The sequence below is a fragment of the Mitsuokella apri genome, assembly GCF_047974105.1.
Taxonomy (GTDB): Bacteria; Bacillota; Negativicutes; order Selenomonadales; family Selenomonadaceae; genus Mitsuokella.
This window is the reverse complement of sequence record NZ_JBHYRS010000008.1, coordinates 85,551-103,382: the sequence shown is the minus strand read 5'-3', so window position 1 is coordinate 103,382 and position 17,832 is coordinate 85,551. Positions and strand designations below refer to the sequence as shown.

21 protein-coding genes are annotated in these 17,832 nt (G+C 46.1%); 4 read left to right on the top strand and 17 right to left on the bottom strand.

The window, feature by feature from the left end; translation table 11 throughout:
- Positions 1–130: 130 nt before the first annotated feature.
- A complete protein-coding gene (locus tag ACE419_RS10330; protein ID WP_435721954.1) occupies positions 131–472 on the top strand; it encodes a hypothetical protein in 342 nt (113 codons plus the stop codon).
- 150 nt (positions 473–622) lie between these two features.
- Here ACE419_RS10330 and ACE419_RS10325 read toward each other — a convergent pair whose 3' ends face one another.
- The 5 genes from ACE419_RS10325 to ACE419_RS10305 all read right to left on the bottom strand — a co-directional run bounded on the left by ACE419_RS10325 (position 623) and on the right by ACE419_RS10305 (position 4,711).
- Positions 623–1,036 carry a hypothetical protein gene (locus ACE419_RS10325; RefSeq protein ID WP_432647783.1) on the bottom strand — a complete coding sequence of 138 codons (414 nt, stop codon included), beginning with the start codon at positions 1,034–1,036 and terminating at the stop codon, positions 623–625.
- Positions 1,037–1,127: 91 nt separating this feature from the next.
- Positions 1,128–1,823 carry a metallophosphoesterase family protein gene (locus tag ACE419_RS10320; protein WP_435721953.1) on the bottom strand — a complete coding sequence of 232 codons (696 nt, stop codon included), beginning with the start codon at positions 1,821–1,823 and terminating at the stop codon, positions 1,128–1,130.
- A 96-nt stretch (positions 1,824–1,919) separates the two neighbouring features.
- A complete protein-coding gene (locus ACE419_RS10315) occupies positions 1,920–2,543 on the bottom strand; it encodes a hypothetical protein (RefSeq protein WP_435721952.1) in 624 nt (207 codons plus the stop codon).
- A gap of 123 nt (positions 2,544–2,666) precedes the next feature.
- Positions 2,667–4,115 carry a type IV secretory system conjugative DNA transfer family protein gene (locus tag ACE419_RS10310; protein WP_435721951.1) on the bottom strand — a complete coding sequence of 483 codons (1,449 nt, stop codon included), beginning with the start codon at positions 4,113–4,115 and terminating at the stop codon, positions 2,667–2,669.
- Positions 4,112–4,711, bottom strand: coding sequence for a ClpP family protease (locus tag ACE419_RS10305; protein ID WP_432647787.1), 600 nt, complete (start codon positions 4,709–4,711; stop codon positions 4,112–4,114). The genes ACE419_RS10310 and ACE419_RS10305 overlap by 4 nt, the downstream gene beginning before the upstream one ends.
- Positions 4,712–4,914: 203 nt before the next feature.
- On the opposite strand from ACE419_RS10305, the gene ACE419_RS10300 reads away from it, so the two are divergent.
- A complete protein-coding gene (locus tag ACE419_RS10300; protein WP_435721950.1) occupies positions 4,915–5,937 on the top strand; it encodes a hypothetical protein in 1,023 nt (340 codons plus the stop codon).
- A 97-nt stretch (positions 5,938–6,034) separates the two neighbouring features.
- On the opposite strand, the gene ACE419_RS10295 is transcribed toward ACE419_RS10300, so the two are convergent.
- The 8 genes from ACE419_RS10295 to ACE419_RS10260 form a co-directional block, all read right to left on the bottom strand.
- Complete coding sequence (locus tag ACE419_RS10295; RefSeq protein WP_435721949.1) at positions 6,035–6,988, bottom strand: Gfo/Idh/MocA family protein; 954 nt, start codon at positions 6,986–6,988, stop codon at positions 6,035–6,037.
- 182 nt (positions 6,989–7,170) lie between these two features.
- A complete protein-coding gene (locus tag ACE419_RS10290; RefSeq protein WP_435721948.1) occupies positions 7,171–8,247 on the bottom strand; it encodes a hypothetical protein in 1,077 nt (358 codons plus the stop codon).
- Positions 8,248–8,443: 196 nt separating this feature from the next.
- Positions 8,444–9,433, bottom strand: coding sequence for an alpha/beta hydrolase (locus ACE419_RS10285; RefSeq protein WP_435721947.1), 990 nt, complete (start codon positions 9,431–9,433; stop codon positions 8,444–8,446).
- The gene (locus tag ACE419_RS10280) at positions 9,417–10,184 is read right to left on the bottom strand and encodes an HNH endonuclease (protein WP_435721946.1); all 768 of its coding nucleotides are present in this window, start codon (positions 10,182–10,184) and stop codon (positions 9,417–9,419) included. The genes ACE419_RS10285 and ACE419_RS10280 overlap by 17 nt, the downstream gene beginning before the upstream one ends.
- 4 nt (positions 10,185–10,188) lie before the next feature.
- The gene (locus ACE419_RS10275) at positions 10,189–10,407 is read right to left on the bottom strand and encodes a hypothetical protein (protein WP_432647461.1); all 219 of its coding nucleotides are present in this window, start codon (positions 10,405–10,407) and stop codon (positions 10,189–10,191) included.
- Positions 10,408–10,474: 67 nt separating this feature from the next.
- Positions 10,475–10,873 (bottom strand): hypothetical protein, encoded by a 399-nt coding sequence (locus ACE419_RS10270; RefSeq protein WP_432647462.1) that lies wholly within the window; start codon positions 10,871–10,873, stop codon positions 10,475–10,477.
- A gap of 53 nt (positions 10,874–10,926) precedes the next feature.
- A complete protein-coding gene (locus ACE419_RS10265) occupies positions 10,927–11,304 on the bottom strand; it encodes a hypothetical protein (protein ID WP_432647463.1) in 378 nt (125 codons plus the stop codon).
- 220 nt (positions 11,305–11,524) lie between these two features.
- Positions 11,525–12,289 (bottom strand): hypothetical protein, encoded by a 765-nt coding sequence (locus ACE419_RS10260; RefSeq protein WP_432647464.1) that lies wholly within the window; start codon positions 12,287–12,289, stop codon positions 11,525–11,527.
- Between the two features lie 377 nt (positions 12,290–12,666).
- Here ACE419_RS10260 and ACE419_RS10255 point away from each other — a divergent pair, with 377 nt between their 5' ends.
- Both ACE419_RS10255 and ACE419_RS10250 read left to right on the top strand, forming a co-directional pair.
- Positions 12,667–13,443, top strand: a complete 777-nt coding sequence (locus tag ACE419_RS10255) for an HNH endonuclease (RefSeq protein ID WP_435721945.1) — start codon at positions 12,667–12,669, stop codon at positions 13,441–13,443.
- An 84-nt stretch (positions 13,444–13,527) separates the two neighbouring features.
- A complete protein-coding gene (locus tag ACE419_RS10250; protein ID WP_435721944.1) occupies positions 13,528–13,794 on the top strand; it encodes a hypothetical protein in 267 nt (88 codons plus the stop codon).
- A gap of 58 nt (positions 13,795–13,852) precedes the next feature.
- Here ACE419_RS10250 and ACE419_RS10245 read toward each other — a convergent pair whose 3' ends face one another.
- The 4 genes from ACE419_RS10245 to ACE419_RS10230 all read right to left on the bottom strand — a co-directional run bounded on the left by ACE419_RS10245 (position 13,853) and on the right by ACE419_RS10230 (position 17,363).
- Positions 13,853–14,056 carry a protein kinase gene (locus ACE419_RS10245; RefSeq protein ID WP_432647467.1) on the bottom strand — a complete coding sequence of 68 codons (204 nt, stop codon included), beginning with the start codon at positions 14,054–14,056 and terminating at the stop codon, positions 13,853–13,855.
- Between the two features lie 102 nt (positions 14,057–14,158).
- Positions 14,159–14,440 (bottom strand): hypothetical protein, encoded by a 282-nt coding sequence (locus ACE419_RS10240; RefSeq protein WP_435721943.1) that lies wholly within the window; start codon positions 14,438–14,440, stop codon positions 14,159–14,161.
- 6 nt (positions 14,441–14,446) lie between these two features.
- Positions 14,447–15,526, bottom strand: coding sequence for a replication initiation protein (locus tag ACE419_RS10235; protein WP_435721942.1), 1,080 nt, complete (start codon positions 15,524–15,526; stop codon positions 14,447–14,449).
- 415 nt (positions 15,527–15,941) lie between these two features.
- Positions 15,942–17,363 carry a hypothetical protein gene (locus tag ACE419_RS10230; RefSeq protein ID WP_435721941.1) on the bottom strand — a complete coding sequence of 474 codons (1,422 nt, stop codon included), beginning with the start codon at positions 17,361–17,363 and terminating at the stop codon, positions 15,942–15,944.
- Positions 17,364–17,832 lie beyond the last annotated feature (469 nt).

Genomic DNA, 17,832 nt, shown 5'->3' with positions numbered 1-17,832 from the left:
TGTTTTGGTTTAGCGACTTTATTATACATCGCGAGGGAGGCTATGCGATTTTATTTTGCTTCAAAAGTTGTAAAGTGATGTGATAAAATATATTCGTATTTGTTTTATTTTATTGTTAGGAGGACGACCTATGAACATCAAGAAAACCTTAATGGCTACCATTCCAGCCGCCCTTATTTTCGCTAGCACTTCTTTTTTCGCTCCATCCACTAGTGAAGCTGCTGATCGTTACGTATGCGATGATTACAACGGTGCACAGGTCTACATCATTGAGTCGAGTATCAATGCCGGTTACGCCAATCATCGCAATGCTAAGTTTAAGTTCGTAAAAAACGGCAGATTGCAATATACTGTTCTTTGGGATTTTAACCGTGCAATGGGTGTATGGAGATACGATACCAGTCGCGACCAGCATGGGACTACAGATAATAATTCATTGGCTAGCATGCTTTTGTCAGCTATTCATTATTGATAAATATATCTTAAATTTCCAAGCTAATAAATAATAGAAAATATTTATGATTTTAAGAGGTATAAACATTGTGGTTATATGTAAAAAGCAATCATCTGATTTATAAGATGATTGCTTTTTTGTCTCATATACCTATTTCTAGATATTTTTTTACTTACAAATACGGTCAAAAATATATTGTAGTGCTTCTTTCGCTTGTTTGTATCGTTCCTCTGTACCACTCAATATAACGCTATTCTCGCTGCAACGTTCTGCTTTATCGCTACCAATACTTAAGGGGCTATTTGCCGTTTCGAATTCGATATAGCCACTAAGTAAAGTCGACTTCAGTTTTGCCTGGATGGCAATAATCGATTTAAAAGGGATAACCTTGAAATTATTATCCCCGATATTCCAAAGGCCACCACCAGTTTTGTCGATAACGACAGCATTTTCATGCACATAGAGATTAGCACCACGGCAGTCAATAGCATAAAGCTCTTGTCCTAAGAATTCGCGTACCGGACTCGGACGAAGCTCCCCAGATGAACCGTCTCCACCTTTTACTGAATCAAAAAATCCCATATTTCCCACCTGCTATCAAAATACATTTTACAGTGATCAATCAATCATCTATTAAACCTTTATACGCACATCATCTTTGCCTTCGATATGATTATAAAATTCTAGTCACCCGATTATACATGGCATGGTATTTTTCGTAGTCAAAGTCAATATGCCAATGCCCGAAGTACCAGCCTTCGTAGTGAATGTCCCGGTCAATTGCCCCCAATGCCTCTTCGACGGAATGGTCGCCATACGGGTCCCACCGGTTGGGAATGTTGAGCCGGATTTCGGGGAAAACACCAGCAGGACAGGTATGCGTGAGGACGTAGTCGACGTGGTTTTCATGTGCCATGAGGTTCTTGATGCCGTGATCAAATTCCTCAAAGCTCGGCTTTTCTGCAGGCCACCAGCTAAGGCCTTCTTTCCGATAAATCCGGTCAGTCGACACGGCTCCGCCGAGGGTGAAGAACTTCTTGCCCTGCAGCTCGAAGATTTCGCCCCGCATCAGATGCAGGATGTTTTCAGCGACGCGGTGCACCTTGCCGCCGTGCCATGTTTCGACAGGCAGAGAATTGAGCCAGTCGAAATTCTCATGATTGCCGTCGACGAAGAGCAGCGTGTATTTCCGATGCGTCAGGATATCCAGCCAGTACTCGTATTCCTTATCGTGCTGCCAAAGCAGGCCAAAATCGCCGAGCACGATGACATAATCCTGCCGCTCCATCGTCTTTTGCTCAGGAAAATTTTTCCTGCTGAGTTTATCGATATCGAGGGGAATATGCGTGTCTCCCGTCAAATAGATCATGATGTCCTGCCTTTCTGTATCATTTTCCTTAGAATTTTAATTGATACGTAATAATTTCGCCTTAACATGCCGATTTCCTGCCGTTCGCTCATCTTTTTAGAAATCGAACTGTTCTTTATTCCATCTTGTCCGGGACTTAAAGAACTTCCTGCTCTCCTCTTCGAAAAATTCCTCCGGCGTCTTTTCAGCTCTCTTTTTGGCGGACCAGGCAGCGAGGTCTTTGATTTCTGCCAGCTTTCCTTCCTTATCATAAATGAGCTCTAACAGATCCCTGTAAGCAAAGGCTTCCTGATAACCGAAGGAAACGCCGTAGCAGCCATCGAAGTCACGCCCTAAAAGCACTTTGCCGTGGCAATGCATGTCGATCTGCACCCCTGCATAGTGGCGATAGGCCTGATAGGTCGGTACCTCTAAAAGAAGTCCCTTGCTTTCGGCAAAAATCCTTTCCTTGTCATAAGATACAGGCTGCGGCAAACTGCCCTCGATTGGCTTATAATCTCCGTCGTACTGGCAATGGATGTATAAATCCGTGAGGAAGATGCCCTCTTTTTGGGCTTTAAACACACACCAGCAGCCTTCCCTGCACACCGAATCTACAGGAATCGGGCGCACGCCATATCTCTTTTGCCAGTCAATGGTCAGAAACTCTGGCTCATCAAAGGCAACTAGCTCATACTCTTTTCCCTGAAAAATAATTCGATCATTGAATTCTGCGGGCATATGGTGTCCTCCTCTAGATCATCGCGACTTCCGAGGAGACCGCCGAAGCGGCTCCTCTTTTGTGCTTATTATGCAAGTAACAACGAAAAAATGAGCCATGCGCTAATGAATATTTGAGCCGGTTTATTCACTCTTCCGTATCTTCTCCTGTTTCCCTAACGTCTTTGTCTCACTCTTTAGTGTCTTTCCCTGCTTCATCTGCATCATGAGCTTGTAATCTGGATCTTCCAGAAGATTATATCTCTTTGTCTTAATTGGCTTCTGCCCCCGGCGGAAGAAATATTCCGTGCCGATTGGCATGTGCAGGATGTCGTCCACGGGTTTATTCATTCTGGCAGCGACCTTCTGACTTGTCGTATAGTCCATGCCGCCGAGGTACACATATGTATCGCTGTTGTTAACGATGGTTGTGGCGTCCTTCTCGCCGTACAGCGCCGAGAGCTGCGACTCGGACTGGATGAGCATGGTCGCGGAGATGCCCATCTCGCGGAATACGGAGATATGCTGGGCAAAATTCGGCACCTTGCAGCCCGTGGCAAAATCGTCGCAGAGAACGTATACAGGATATGGAAGGGTCCTTGAAAGCCTGCGCTCGGCCCTTTCAAACAGGAACGTGAAGAGCTGCGAGTAAAACAGACTGACCAGGGCATTCATGGCCGGATTGACCGGCGAGGTATAGACGAATAACACTGTCTTCGGTTCCAGCAGCTTCTCGAAGTCGAATTGATTTTTATGACAGACCAGTCTGCGCACCGTTTCCGTGAACATCTGCTGCAAAGGGATCTGCAGGCACTGGAGAATGCTGCGGCTGGTCTGTTCCGCGCCCTGACTCAGGCTGCGCCAGGCATTGCCTCCCTGGGGGTCACGCCGCTCCAGACGCTCGAGCTCGTACAGAAGATAACATTTCTTCAAGCGCCTGATGGTATCCGGTGCTTCAAGGCCGCCGTGTTCCACTTCCCCTTTTTCCTCTCCTGCCCATACCTTTGTCCCATCTTTCAGGGTACACGTATAGAGCGAAGTCGCCGCCTCCCAGCTCTGTCCCCATTCATCGAGATGCGTAAAAGGAACACTGTCCAAGAGGCGCAGGGCTTCCTGCATTTTATTTTTTTTCGCGGCATGCCGCATGACATAGCGCAGCACGGGCCGCAGCAGGCCGGTAGCCGACTGTTCCCAGAATGGATCTGCATGGCTGTCTCTCTGGTCTGGATTGATGATGCTTTGTACGAGAGCCTCGATGTCTGTGTCTTTGCTGCAGTGGCACAGAGGATCGTAGCCATAGATGCTGATTTCCGGAGTACTGAAGTCAATCTCATACGTCTTGTAGCCGTAGCGGCAGCGCAGCATGCGGGCGATGTCATGCGTCATGCCGGTCTTCGTGAATACACCGACGGCATTGCCGTATTTCAGATGAAGCATCATGGGATTCAGGATGCTTCTCGTCTTGCCCGAGCCGGAGCCGCCTACTACGAGGATATTGTTATTGCACTGGGTTTTATGCGTGTCCATCGAGACGCGGCAGCGCGCCGATGTGCCCAGCTGGAATTCGTCAAATGCATATTTCTCTTCCATCATGCTTCCTCCTCTTCCCGAATCATCTCGTCAAATCCCTTGATACCATCAACCAGGCCGAAAGCAACGGCCTCAGAAGCGGTAAAGAAGTGTTCGCCCCTCGTCATCTCCGCAATCTTCTCAAGCGGCTGGCCCGTATGCTTCGAAAGGATTTTGTCCATCTCCTCCTTAGTATGGATCAGGTTGTACGCCAATGCACACACAGAGCTCGTCTTGCCGCCGATGGTCGAGGCGATCAGGGGCTCATGAATCATCATGCGGCTGTGCGGCAGCAGATACCTGCCATGTTTGCCACTGGCCAGAATGACGGCAGCCATGCTGTAAGCCCTGCCAATGCCGTAGAGCTTTATCGGCATCGGGCTCGACTGGATTGCGTCATATATGACCATGCCGGCATCAATGGAGCCTCCATCCGAACGGATGAATACCTTAACAGGGCTCTCCGGGTCCTCTGTCCAAAAGGCCATCAGCTGCTTTGTAAAACGGCCCGACATCTCGTCGTCGATATCTCCTTCGAGAAAAATAATCCGGCTTAACGTGAGCGAAGCATCCAAAGACAGCTCATGAATGCCGTTCGTATCTTTTATGACCGTATGCATCATGTAATCCCCCTTCCGTAAGGTTATACTATAGCATAACCTAGTACTTGTCAAGCTCTTTTTACGCCTCTTTTGACAAATAATAAGCATATGTTACAATATGATAAAACCACACTCACGGTTAGTCGAAAACTAGTCGATGGCATATGTTACTATATGATAAAACCATGCCCTCAACTAGTCGGAATCACATGGAGGAAAGCATGCCACTAGAACAAGACAACAGAATCGTATTGAACATGCTGCCTGAACCGCAGGGCTATATTCCACTCAATACAATCATGGAGCGACTGCAGGTCAGCCGCAACTTCGTCACGCGCAATATCGCGCCTTTTGTTCCCTTTAGAAAATTTTCTGCGCCGGAGGGCTCCATCGTCTGCTATAAAGAGACTCTCCTTCGTCAATGGCTTAAAGAAAATGCGACATTCACGCAACTGACAAAGTTTGCCACAAAAGACGAATGTGACATGGTTCCCGCCCCTGTATGGGATGAAATGCCTATGGTCGACGCCCTTCATCGAACCAATCTCACGCCGGTCCCGGTAGAACCCATGGATTTCTGGGATCTTCCTCTCATCTTTCCAAAGAATTATCATGGCAGCCGCAGAGACCCTGGAAAAATCACGCCGCCGGAAATCTGCTACCGCGATATGTTCAAGGCCGGCGCTATCAAGATACAGCTTGGCAAGCAGAAGACGATGTTCTATATTCCCTTCCTGAACAGCAACAGCCCGAATGACATCCAATATTATGTAGATTTTTCCGCCTGGAACGAAGGGCGCTGTCTCGTTCCCGCCATGGTATTCCCAGCCGCTGAGTCTTTCATGCATCGAGGACGTCAGAAGGAACTCCTGCCGCGCCAATCTTCCAGCGCAGACACACGCTCCGGCAAATCTTCGCTCCCCCGCGGTTTCAAACAAGCCCCGCTCAAAGATATTGAGCGTCAATGCACCATCACCATCACCTGTCCGGAGGGCATCTTCTCTCCCATGCAGCTTATCGACGCCCTGCAGCAGGGCATTCCCATTCCCATGAAAAACGGCCGTCCCGACTACTCGCTAAAAACCGACCGGGACCACTGCATGAACATCACCCTGCCACTCGTCGTTCCTTCTAAAGAAGATGAAGAGTATGAAGAGGAAGACAACGACTATACCGAGGAAGACATCGAAAACCTCTTGGAACATGAAGATTTATACTGCCCATCAGATGATGAGACAGACTAAAACACAGTCAAAATTATTACAAACCAAAAGAAGCTGCTGTCACATTTAAGCACTTATGTGACAACAGCTTCTTTTTTATAACTTGACAATATCGGTGTTATTCTTCTTCCGGGTACTTCATCCCCCAGTCATGACGAATTTTTGTCATAATAGACATGACATCGACGGTGTAATCGAGATGCATATAGTTTTTGCCACCGGAGATCGTGCGCTCCATATCCTCAATCTCGTAACACAGAGCGTTCTCCGTTTCACCGGCAACGATCTCTTCTTTGTGACCATCATCGGTCCACGTGATGACGGCTTTGTCGCCACGCGGATATCCCATGAATTCAATATATGCCTTGTCAAAAGAAATCATAGCGCGCTGCGGCTGCTTCGCATGCATGGAGAGCATGACAGTCGCCATCTCGTTCTCTTCATTCTTCAGAAGAATGCTTGCCTGCTCATCGACGCCTGTTGGCGCGTATAATACCTGCGAGGCAATTTCACGTGGGCATGAGCTCATGAACCAACGTACAAATGACAGAGCATAAACACCAATGTCGAGCATAGCGCCGCCGGCGAGGCTGCGATTGAAGAAACGATTTTTCATATCATAGGGATCGTAGTCACCGAAATTCATCGTCATGAGACGCAGCGGACCAAATTCTCCTTTGGCAATATGCTTGTTAAGTTCGCGGAAAATCGGCATATGGTAGATCGTCTGAGCCTCAGCAAGCACGCAATGTTTCTGCAGAGCAAGTTTTACAGACTCGTCAAGCTCATGACAATTGAGCGTGATAGACTTTTCACAGAGTACATGCTTACCGGCTGCAAGCGCCTGACATATGTAGCGACTGTGCGTATTGTGCGGTGTCGAAATATAGACGATATCGACATCGGGATCCTTGAAAATATTCTCGGGCTTGTCATAGACTTTACCGATGCCATACTGCTCTGCAAATTTTACGGCTTTTTCGTGAGTACGATTGCCAACGCCATAAAAGCGGCCTCCGATTTTCTGCATAGCCTCGGCAAACTGATGACCAATAACGCCGCAGCCCAGCATGGCCTATTTATACTGAATAGCCATGAAAAAAGCCCCCTTATACTATTTACTATCGGAATTCATTTGTTTACATCATAAAATAAATACCAATCAGCGTAAACGGTCTATTTTGCCCAAAAACGTATGCATCTTGCTCAAATTATCTGACAAGACACAAAGCCATCTTTGCAGGGGACGAATTTTCATACCTCCTTGACAATAGTATGATACTGAAGCAGATGGTCCTTTTTCTCTTCATATCGGGCAGGATATTTTTCGACATCGTAGGTAACTGGGAACCATCTGAGGATGCTCAAGCGATACTTCTTAATATCCTGGTCAATCTGCCTAAGCTGATCTCGTAAAATCCTGGGGTTAAATTTTTTCTGTTGAATTTGACGATGCAGTATCTTCTTTTTTCCCTGCAACTGATTCAGGATATCAAAGGCACCGGTTAAGGATCTCTCTAACGGATAATACCGATTTGCACCGCAGCAGTAGTAAGAATATTGATCTGTTCCCGGAATTCTCCACGAATGTGGTTCCATATAGCCCGCTTCCGTAATATGATATTTTTCCAAACAACAAGGACAGGTATAAGCTACGTGGCTGCTGTGCGTATCACGAGATAACTCTGCACCATCTTGTTTTGAAGAGCCAATGAACCTTGCATCCATCACAGACTTTTTTGAAGATCGTTTCGAGACAGCCTGCTTCTGACTGCTAGATGATTTTGAAGTGACATTCTTAGCACATTTTTGCGACGATTTTTCGGGCATGAGATGGTTTGCCTTTAAAATCATGCTAGTTTCGGTATCGTCCTCTAATAATTGCTTGGAAAGTTTCTTCGATGGCGTGATGACTTTTCGAATGGTAAAGGCAAAGTTACGAAGCGCTTTCCCAAGTATCTCCCATTTTTCCAAGGTTATTAATAGACGAGAGAATGAAGAAAGAACCTGGTACCGTTCCGGCATCTTCATGAGTTCTGTACGAAAGGAACGGATTCTGGTAACCGATACTGACAGATGCAGAATCCGCCAGATGTTTCTGTCCGTTTCCAGCCCAGCTTCTAAGAAAAGAGTATGCTTCTTCTGATAAAGATCTTCATAGAAAATACGGTCGACACTATCCTTAGCGAGATTGTAGGACTCCTTGCTCATATAATTGTGTGTATTCAGGCACTGGAGTAAAGTAGAAAATCTCTGACGGAGAATTTTTTGATTCTTTAGGCTCATATTAGGCATAGAGGCATCAGTCAAATAATCTTCCACAAGGAACATATACATTTCCCCCTCTGTTGTCTTTTTATGTATACACACAGTATAGCATATTCATAAAAAAAAGACGATTGAGGATACAATTAGCCTGTAATCGAATTGACATATCGGCTGTTATTTTGTCCGTACATACCAGTGTCAATCCGTCGGCACAAACTCAGCAACTATGCCGTCGGCACGTCTATTTATTGCATGTCAATCAAAACATGGAAGCAGCATATGTGCCCATGGCATCGCCGTCATGGCCGACGCCAGAAACTTCCTGCAGCTGCCATTTAAAAGGAACGCCCATCTTTTTCGCAGTTTCCTGTGCTGTCTGATAGAAAGCATGACCACGCTCCAGACGATTCATTCCCTGCGCATCAGCCTCCGGCGTTTTTCTCAAAACCTTGGAACGCTTTGTATCCTGATTCCCCAGCAGAATCGTCACGGGCTTCGAAAAAGCCTTTGCTAACTGTTTGTTAGTCAAAGGTACATCCTTGATGCCATACGGGAAGTCAATGGAACGATCTGGCATCGTGTACCAGCCTGCATTGGCAATCACGATTTTGTCAGCTGTGCATTTTTCTCCGAGCAGCACATAACGATGAATCAGCTGGGCTCCGGCTGAATGGGCAAAAAGGATAACAGGACTCTTGCGAATATGCATGCGTGCACGCACATCTGCTGTTACGTCATCGATAACCGGAAAAATCCAAGTCGACTCTGGATTCAACTGATCATCTCCCTCCTGATTTACAACATGGCCGAGATTATAGTAAGGAACACCGGGGAATTTCTCCTCCGAGAACTCCGGACATACCACTAAAAAGCCTTTTTCTTCCGCGGCTTTAATCCAGCCATCACGATATGTATCGGCATTGCGATTCAAACCATGAAATACAACTAGTACAGGCTTACCGTCCTGCCATGAAGACGAACGATATGTAAAGATATGCATTGGTTCAGAAGAATTTCCACGGGATTCTGGCATAAGATAACGCCCTGATCCTACAGGAACTGTTGAGAGAATTTGCGTTGATGCTGCCTGTGTTGTCTGCAGCGGCAATAACAAAACGGCCAGCATCAAGAAAATAATTTTACATATACTGTGCTTCATGATAAATCCTTTCCTTTTGCCAGAGCTCTGAGCACCATAAATAATCATATCAATAGCTCCGATTTTGGTAAGCTCATAAATGTCTGGCATAGTCTGCACCATCATGCAGCACAAGATCGGCAAATTCTTCCTTACCAAGCGTGATGCCACTGCGAGACAGCCGCTCATGACGTTTTTCGTAGATTTCATACATCATGAGCCGGCGGTCGTCCATCAGGCCATAATGGATCTTGCGATGGCAGATAGGACAAAGACAGACAAGATTCGCATAAATGTCGAGGCTGTGCTCAAACTTCCCCTGCAGATGAATGGGAATTGCGTGGTGCGACTCCATATAGGGTTTATGCGTTCGTTCCGCTATAAAGGTCTTGTGATCTCCGTCCATTTCACAGCGATAATCAGCGAATGCCAACGTCTGTCCACGCAAAATGTCAGAACGCATGAAGTGATGAACCTCATACGTACGCGGCTCTTCGGCAATTGGCGGCATGGGGATATCAAGTGCGCCGGCCCTGTCATGCAGCTCTGCGAACGACTGACCTTCAGCAAAACGCAGATAATTATTGAAGCCTGCCGTGTACATGCGGTTGCCGCGCCGGTCAAGTGCGACAAAATCAGCATCCTGCAATAGGATATCGCGCAAGTCATGCAAAACCTTGAGGTCCGTCACTTCATAAATCGAATCCCGAATAAGATGCTTCTCTTTAAGGTGCCGTGTAATATTATTGAGAGCATCGCAGTAATGCTTGACCGTGCGTGATGATACGCCACGTACATCAAGAAGATACCGCTTAAAATACGTTTTGAGGAGCGGCTCATCCTTTTCTGACTTTCCTCTCATATTCTCAATCACTTCCATTCAATCCAGCTGTCTTGCAAATTCCCTTGGCCTGCCATTTTGCGAACAAATCAAACCAGTTATCGGGAAAATCCAGCCTACGCCGTCCCAGCCGTTTTGATTTTTCGGCTCGCAGTTCGACGAAGGTTTGCCTCGGCTTTTCAGCAACTTCCAGCAACAACCTCAGAAGCAGATGATTCGCTGCCAATCCCTCCGGCTCCAGCATGACCGGATCCGTCCGGAATGGCAGCTGCAGCAGTTTTTTCAGGACCTCGATTTCCTTGTATCGATAATCAGTTCAACGCAACATATAAAATATCGTTGGCCAGCTGATCGCCAGAGACGTTATACCAGCTTGTATAAGGAATCTTTCCACCTTTCCCCGTATAGCCATAATAGCGATATTTCCATACGCCATTTACCTGCTTGAAGGAATAAAACCGCGTACCAATGGCATTTCCACCACCACGATCATCTTCATGCTCAGCCTGAATACATAATGGAGAAGCTGATGTTCCAGCTCCGTATACAGATCCTTTATCAACAGTCCAGTACGTATGGGCACCATCATAATTCAAATCAATCCATGGCGCTGCTTCAACCGAAGCTGGCTGCCAGGCATTGGTGCCACAGAAGAACGCTGACGCCATCAAGCCAGCAGCAGCTAAATATTTCCAATGATTTATAAGCACTTAAGTCAACCCCTTCAACTATTTATCGAACATTTTTTCGACATTTACTTGCCTCATTCATAAGCAATGCGGTCACAGTAGACGGCAAAATTATATCTCCAACCAGTTGCTTCATGAACTCCACCAGCACCGCCACTATAATAATAAGTACCTGTCGAAGTATCATAAGACGCGTAATAACCTCTCCATGCCGTTCCATCAGCAAAATAAATATTTCCTGTTGAATTACGACGATTTCCCCATGGACGTAATGGGCGCACAGAATCCACGTCCAAATACACATCGCCATGATCATCATCATAGCCTACATAATAATCTGTACGAGCCTCCGCTATCTGCGACTGCGGCATCATGACAGGAATGGCCGTTATACTGAGCATCATCACGCCGGCAAATGCCGCTGCGATCTTCTTCATAAGATGTCTCTTCATGGCTTTGTCCTCCTATAAACTACATTGTTATGCTTTATATAAACTTGCTGTTCTATATTAATTATTAAATTCCTGCTAAAATTAAATTATTTTGTAAATATATTTCTATGTTTTATTAAATCTAGATTCATTTATAATATCCATTTATATATAAAATACCCCTGCCACAGAAATCTTTGCTTCTGCAGCAGGGCTGCACATAAGATAAATTATTTATCTCTCAATTCCAGAACATCGACAGTGTAATACTGTTCGGATAATCGTCAAACCACATGTATTCTCCATGCCCTACGCTGTAAGCTCCATACTGCCCCGCTTTAGGTGCCTGACGAAAGCCATAGGCCTCTTGGAACTCGTAAGGGGCATTGGCGCAGTTGAAGCCCGTCCTATCAAAATGACGATTGCCATTTCGGTACATCTTGATAATAAAGACGCGCTGATGGCGCATGGTCAGCTCCAGCCCCAGCTTCTGATACTGCCAGGTATCCAGCGTCTTCCATGTCTTCGACTTCTGGATCTTGTCAGGCCTGCCGTATTTTGCCACTACTTCCGCTGCCGGCATATCGAGGCCGATGCCGCCGACGGACTCATAATACCGGGCCTGCGGCATACGCATAAGCATTGTTCCCTTGCTATCATCCATATTATCTTTGTTCAGGATGACATGAGAATGATAGCTATCTTTTCGCAAACTTTCGCAGATGAGCGGTAAGTCTCTATAGCCATCAGCTTCAACAATGCGAATGATGCAGCTAAAGTCAGAATTTCCTCCAGCGGGATGATAGGCTCCGACAATCTCACAGCCATTGACCGTCCTGCCCTGAAAATCCAGGACGACATTGCCTTCCGCATCGTACCATTGCCCCTGCAGCTTCGACAGAATTGATGCTGTAGTATCATAGGAAGACGCCATTGCGATGGAACTAAAACACCACAAAAGCAAAGCCGCTAAAAGCCAGACAACGCCTTTTCTCCATAACTTCATACAATCACTCCCTAGGAAAATCAACGTTTTTTAATTGCAAAATGATTCTGCACAATCCGATCCAGCTGCCTTGCGAATCCTTTTGGTCAGGATGGCAACATCCAGTTCATTGACACCATCGAATCACACCAGCTATCCTTTTTATTCTTCACATTCATGGAATATCCTGCCAAACCATTTTGTATAAGATCCTGTTGATAATTATGTTCTCTTTCTTTTCCTGCAAAAAAGTGATAAAATTTTTATAATATTACATCTCAATTGAAGTTGCAGATTTATGCGGTAAAGTGAAAAGAAAGGCTGCCATTATGACAATATTTTGGGTGAATCAAAAGCAACGGTACCAATACGAACGTGATACAGGATGCTTATTTTCCATGCAGCGCAATGTCAACGGCGATCATGCGCCCGGCTATGACACCATGACAGAAGTTCATAGGGATGACTTCATCATTCATCATGCCCATAGCCGCATCTTGGCAATCAGTATGGCAGTTTCAAATTGTTATGAAGCAAGTAAGCCGCATGTGTTATTGAATCTGGACCAGCCCAGTCTCTTCTGGGATAATTGTCATTTTTGCGTCGATACAGATTATGTCGAACTCGACACGCCCTTGGACATGCATCCTCACTGGAAATGGCTTTCCAATCATCCTCATAAAAACAGCGCATTTCTGAAGGATGGTACCCCAAAACAGCAATATTTATGCCATATAGCCGATGAACACATTTGTTATTTATTAGGGCAGGCATTAAGGCTGCAGTCATCGTCCGCTGCAAAAAGTATGATTCAGACTATTCTTAGCCAAATTGACGCTCAATCCCTTACGGGAAAAGCGTTGCTTGCCAAAGCAGAAGCAGCTTCTAAAAGAAATGCCACACAGCATCGTGTCATGACTGCCAGATACATTCATGATCCCTATATCGCCAAAGAGACGAAAGAGCGCGCTCATGGAATTTGTCAGCTTTGCGGTGCGCCAGCACCATTTAAGGATACGAATGGCCAGCCCTATCTTGAATGTCATCATGTTATTTGGCTTTCTCGCGGCGGTAAAGATACCCTTGAAAATACGACAGCACTTTGCCCGAATTGCCACAGACGCATGCACGTACTTGACGACCCTAAAGATATAAAGATTTTACAGCGAACATGATACAAAATCCCATTCTGCAAGGCCTTAACAAGCAGTAAAATAATGGGCAATTAACAGGCCTGCTATAGTTGCTTATCTAATGATATGGAGGTATCGATTAATGAACGAATTCAAAAAATTTGTGGACACCCTCAATATGGAAGAAGCCATCAAGATGAAAAGGCGCTGGAGGCCGCTGATGATTGGCAGGAAATGCGCGAAACAGAGCTTATCGCTAAAATGATTGCCAATGTTTTATGGGACTATAAAGTCAGCTCCGAATCCGCTAAAAGTCCTGACGAAGCCCGTAAATATGACAATCGGCGGGCCGAGCTCTATGCGAAATGGAAAGAACTCGGTTTCGTGAAATAAAAAATCGCATCCCACGAAGGATATACTATCCTGATGGGATGCGATCTTTATTTGTAAATTATTCTTTGATCATGCCAAGAACATCGTTGGCAGCGATGTCATGCTCGCTCATGTATTCGAGCAGTTCTTTGTAATCAGCTTTTGCTTTGTTTTCTTTCACAGCAGCCAGCTCAGCCTTAAGCTTCTTCAGCTCCGTTTTTTTCTTCGCAATTTTCTCCTCGAGGGTTGCAATCTTAGCATCGTAATTCGTAGCTCTTGCCATAATTCATTCTCCTATCCATATAGCATAAATTTTATTTCTTTTAGTATAACACGTTTCTTTTTATTAGGAAAGAACAATCGTACGATTAATTACAGTGTTTGCTCAATAGCTGCTCAACCGACTCCAATATTTTCTATAAAACTCATTTTGATCCTTGAATCCATACGCCTTGATCATGTTGATGATGGCGTCACTAACGGCATCGTGTTTCACGGCATGCGCAACGATAGACAAAAGATTTTCCAATGCTTCTTCTGTTAACTCTCGCTTCTCTATCTTTTTAGGTGCTGCCCCGGTTAAGGAAATTCCCTGTGCGGCGAAAGCTTCGGTCATCTCTTTTTCGCATTGTTTCTTTTCAGCAGCAGCAGCTTCTTCACGAGCCACGATCTCTTATTTTTTGCGGCGCTCTGCTGCATAGTTTTTTTCTACATACGCCTTGATATACCGCTTTCGATCCATACCATGATGATGACGCGCATCTGCCTCGTGAACGCCCAGATCGAAGGATTCCGCCACATCATCGAGGCCCCATTTTTTCACGACAGAATTAAACTCCAGCAGCGTAAAGCCTTCCTGATGGATCATTCTCTGTTTCAAGGATGCCTTTTTATCTGCAGCAATCACCTCGATAGGTATCTTCGCAGCTTCTGCTCGATTCGCATCTTCCTGGTTTTCCTGGCTGGAATTAGACAAGACAGTCGAAGCATCTACATCGATTGGTTCCGATTTGGCATCTTCTACAAATTCATATCCTGATTTATACTCCATCCAGATGGTAAAACTTGTTACACGATGCCCTGTTTTGTTCGAATCGTACCAAACATGATAAATCGTCTTCTCATTGATTTCTGCAATCGGTGCATCGAGGACACGGGCACGAAAATTATTGATGCGGCCAACATATTTTCCATCCGGAACGTTTAGTTTGAATCGCAAATCTTCCATAGTCAAGGTCCGATACATTCTTTTCTTCCCCTGCCGGAAATAACCTTGCTTCTCGAGCAATAATTCCATCAACCGCCAGCCGTATTCGCTGGTCAGTGGGAAGATCGTTTTGATTTCGTAGCTGGTATAGCGTTTCCCCATCAGCTCCAGCAGATAGGGTTTGATCTCATCATCGAATTGAATCAACAGGCCTTTTCCTTCCTCATAGTCCATCTTGCGATAGATGTGACGCAGCCCGAAGCCCCCATCTTCATATGACAGCTCGATATAGCCCTGAAATGCTTCTGTCAGATGGCGTTTTAAATTGGCCACGCTGCCATTATTGCCAAACAGCTCCTTCAATTCACGTGGAGAGATCCAGGTTTCGTGGAAATCTACATCATAAGGCCGGTCATCGCGGAAATGTGGCTTAAGGTCCTGAAGGCCGAGCAGAAATAGCCGCATTTCGGATACGTTCATATGTTTTCTCGCTTCAACGAGAGGATTGGCCTGATAGACTTTCTTTTCTAATAGGTTCTTACCCATAGGACATCACCTCTGTGAATATATCGTATCGAATATGCTACGTCATATCAATTCAACGTAGCATTTATCCCTGATAAAGATAAAACTTGTAGCACTTACAAGCTTAATCTCCTTGTACAAAGGTAAAAAACGTAGCACTTTAGGATAAAACTTGTAGCAGTTTAGATAAAAGATGTAGCACTTCGAGATAAAATTCGTAGCAGTTCCGGGTAAAATAGATAGCACTTCAAGAGGTCGTGCAACTCCCGTAAAGCCTTATGGCACAAGGAATAGAGGGCATATCGGTGCAAAGCACAATAGTATAGAAAAGTAAGAGAATAATATAAAAAGTAAAGAATAGGGCGTGCGCCTCGCGCGCCGGCGAGGGCCCAGCCATTTCCCATATTCTACGGTACACTCTGCTATCTGCCACTATTCAGGTACTAAGATACGGCTCGCCCCTCGATACTCTTCTTTCACTCTTTTCCCTTTTTTCTTTCCTTTCGGTCCCCTCGGAGCATAGCTCTATGCCTAAGGCAGGTATATACGCAATGAAGGGTTCACCTGCTTGATGGATAAATAAGGTAGCTGTTTGGGCAGCCTCTTTTATGACGGTGACAGTTGCTTTTACGGGAGGATCGATGAGGTCGACGGTACCTTCTTTGAGAGCGTCAAGCCACTGATGGTAGTATTTGGCGACGGTTTTGCGCGTTTTGTGAAGTGTCTCCGCGATTGCTTTGATGCTCGTAAAGCCGTGTTTGCGCAGATGATCCCAGACTTCTTTTCTGCTGGCAGAGGTTTTGCTTTCGGCGATGAGGGCGAGGTGTTCTGCCTGGGTGCGGCCATTGCGTTTGGTCTTGCGGTCAAAGGACCAGCCGAGCCATGCTTCAAGGGTCGCGGCGCGGACGGTTTTGGCTTTTTCGGGATCGCAGACTTCGAGTGCGTGTTTCGCCTCTTTTAAGGGCAGGCCGAGTTTTCTGGCGATGGCCATGGCATCTTTGCTGAGCTGCTCGAACGGAATATTGCATTTGCAGCCGACGCAGGCCAGGGCGAAGATCGAGTTGTAGCGATGGCCTTCTTTGCTCCTGAGCGGGATCAAATTGGTGAGGTAGGTGTAGAAGCCGGAATGACCGTGCGGCGCCGCGTCTGAGGGGCGTTTCTCGTAATCGCGTTCCATGTACTGCGGACGCTGCCAGACGATGCCCAAGGAATCAGCCAGGGCCTCTATGGACACTTTCCCGCCGACCTGATAAGCCGTGCAACTCTTGCCGAGCTTGGTCTGACTGCCGACGATGCGGTAGCTGTGGGAAATGCCCGTGCCCGTGTCGGCCTTGAATTTGCGGCTTGCGAAAACCTGCAGCAGGGCGCTGTGAAGTTTTTTCAGGATTTCCTTGGTCCAGTCGTACGTATTTACGGCTTCCGCTAACAAATAGACGAGATGGACGCCGTTGCCGGAATTGACGAGATACGTCGGACGGAAGCCATAGAAGTCCTGCTGACAAAGAAGGCGCAGGTCGGCTGCCTTGACGTAATCGAGGTCGATGTAAATGCAGGGCAGCAGGTGCATCAAGTTTTCTTTGGCATAGTTCTTGTAATAGACGGCAGGATAGACATAGGCATCCCGGCGGCCGCCGGAAGCGACCAGCATGTCCATGATATCCAGGTATTTCTGCATGCGCTGTCCCTTTTGGGCATTTGCATGGACGGCACAGATCTTGAAGTATTCAGGGAGGTCATCAAGACCGAGTGACTCATAGAAGTCATATGGTGCAATCGCAGAATAGTTCTTGTTCAGGTAAGCTGACTTTGCCTCCCAGTCCTTTAGCTTTTTGCTTATGGATGCGTTTTTCTTCTTCATGCGATCACCTCCGTTTGTCAGCTTGTACGAAAAAAGCCCGTCCTCATCGGACGGGCCGTCTTTCACGGATAAGTGATCTGCAGTGCCAGCCTCCCTGCCATTGTGCAGGGAATAGACTGATCCCGTAAAAACCGTCTTTTTGCATTTCTTGCCGGCGGTTTTGCGGGGATTTCTGCATATCATGCGTCTATATGCTTGCTATCTATTTTTATCTTTGCTAAAATAGAAGCATGATATTAGCAGTCATCTTATCGGAACTTGGGTTTCCGATGAGAGCGTCATACCGAGTTGGAAGCTTTGGTACGAGCTGTAATATAGAGAGCTCTTCAGTATTGGAAGTACGGAAGGGCTCTTTTCTTTTGTCGTTTTTCTGGGTTATGCACAGTGTGGCTGTTGATAACCCCTTGCTGATTACAAGCATAGCATAGGTGAGTGTCAATTGCAATATGGAAAAAACGGACTTTATTCC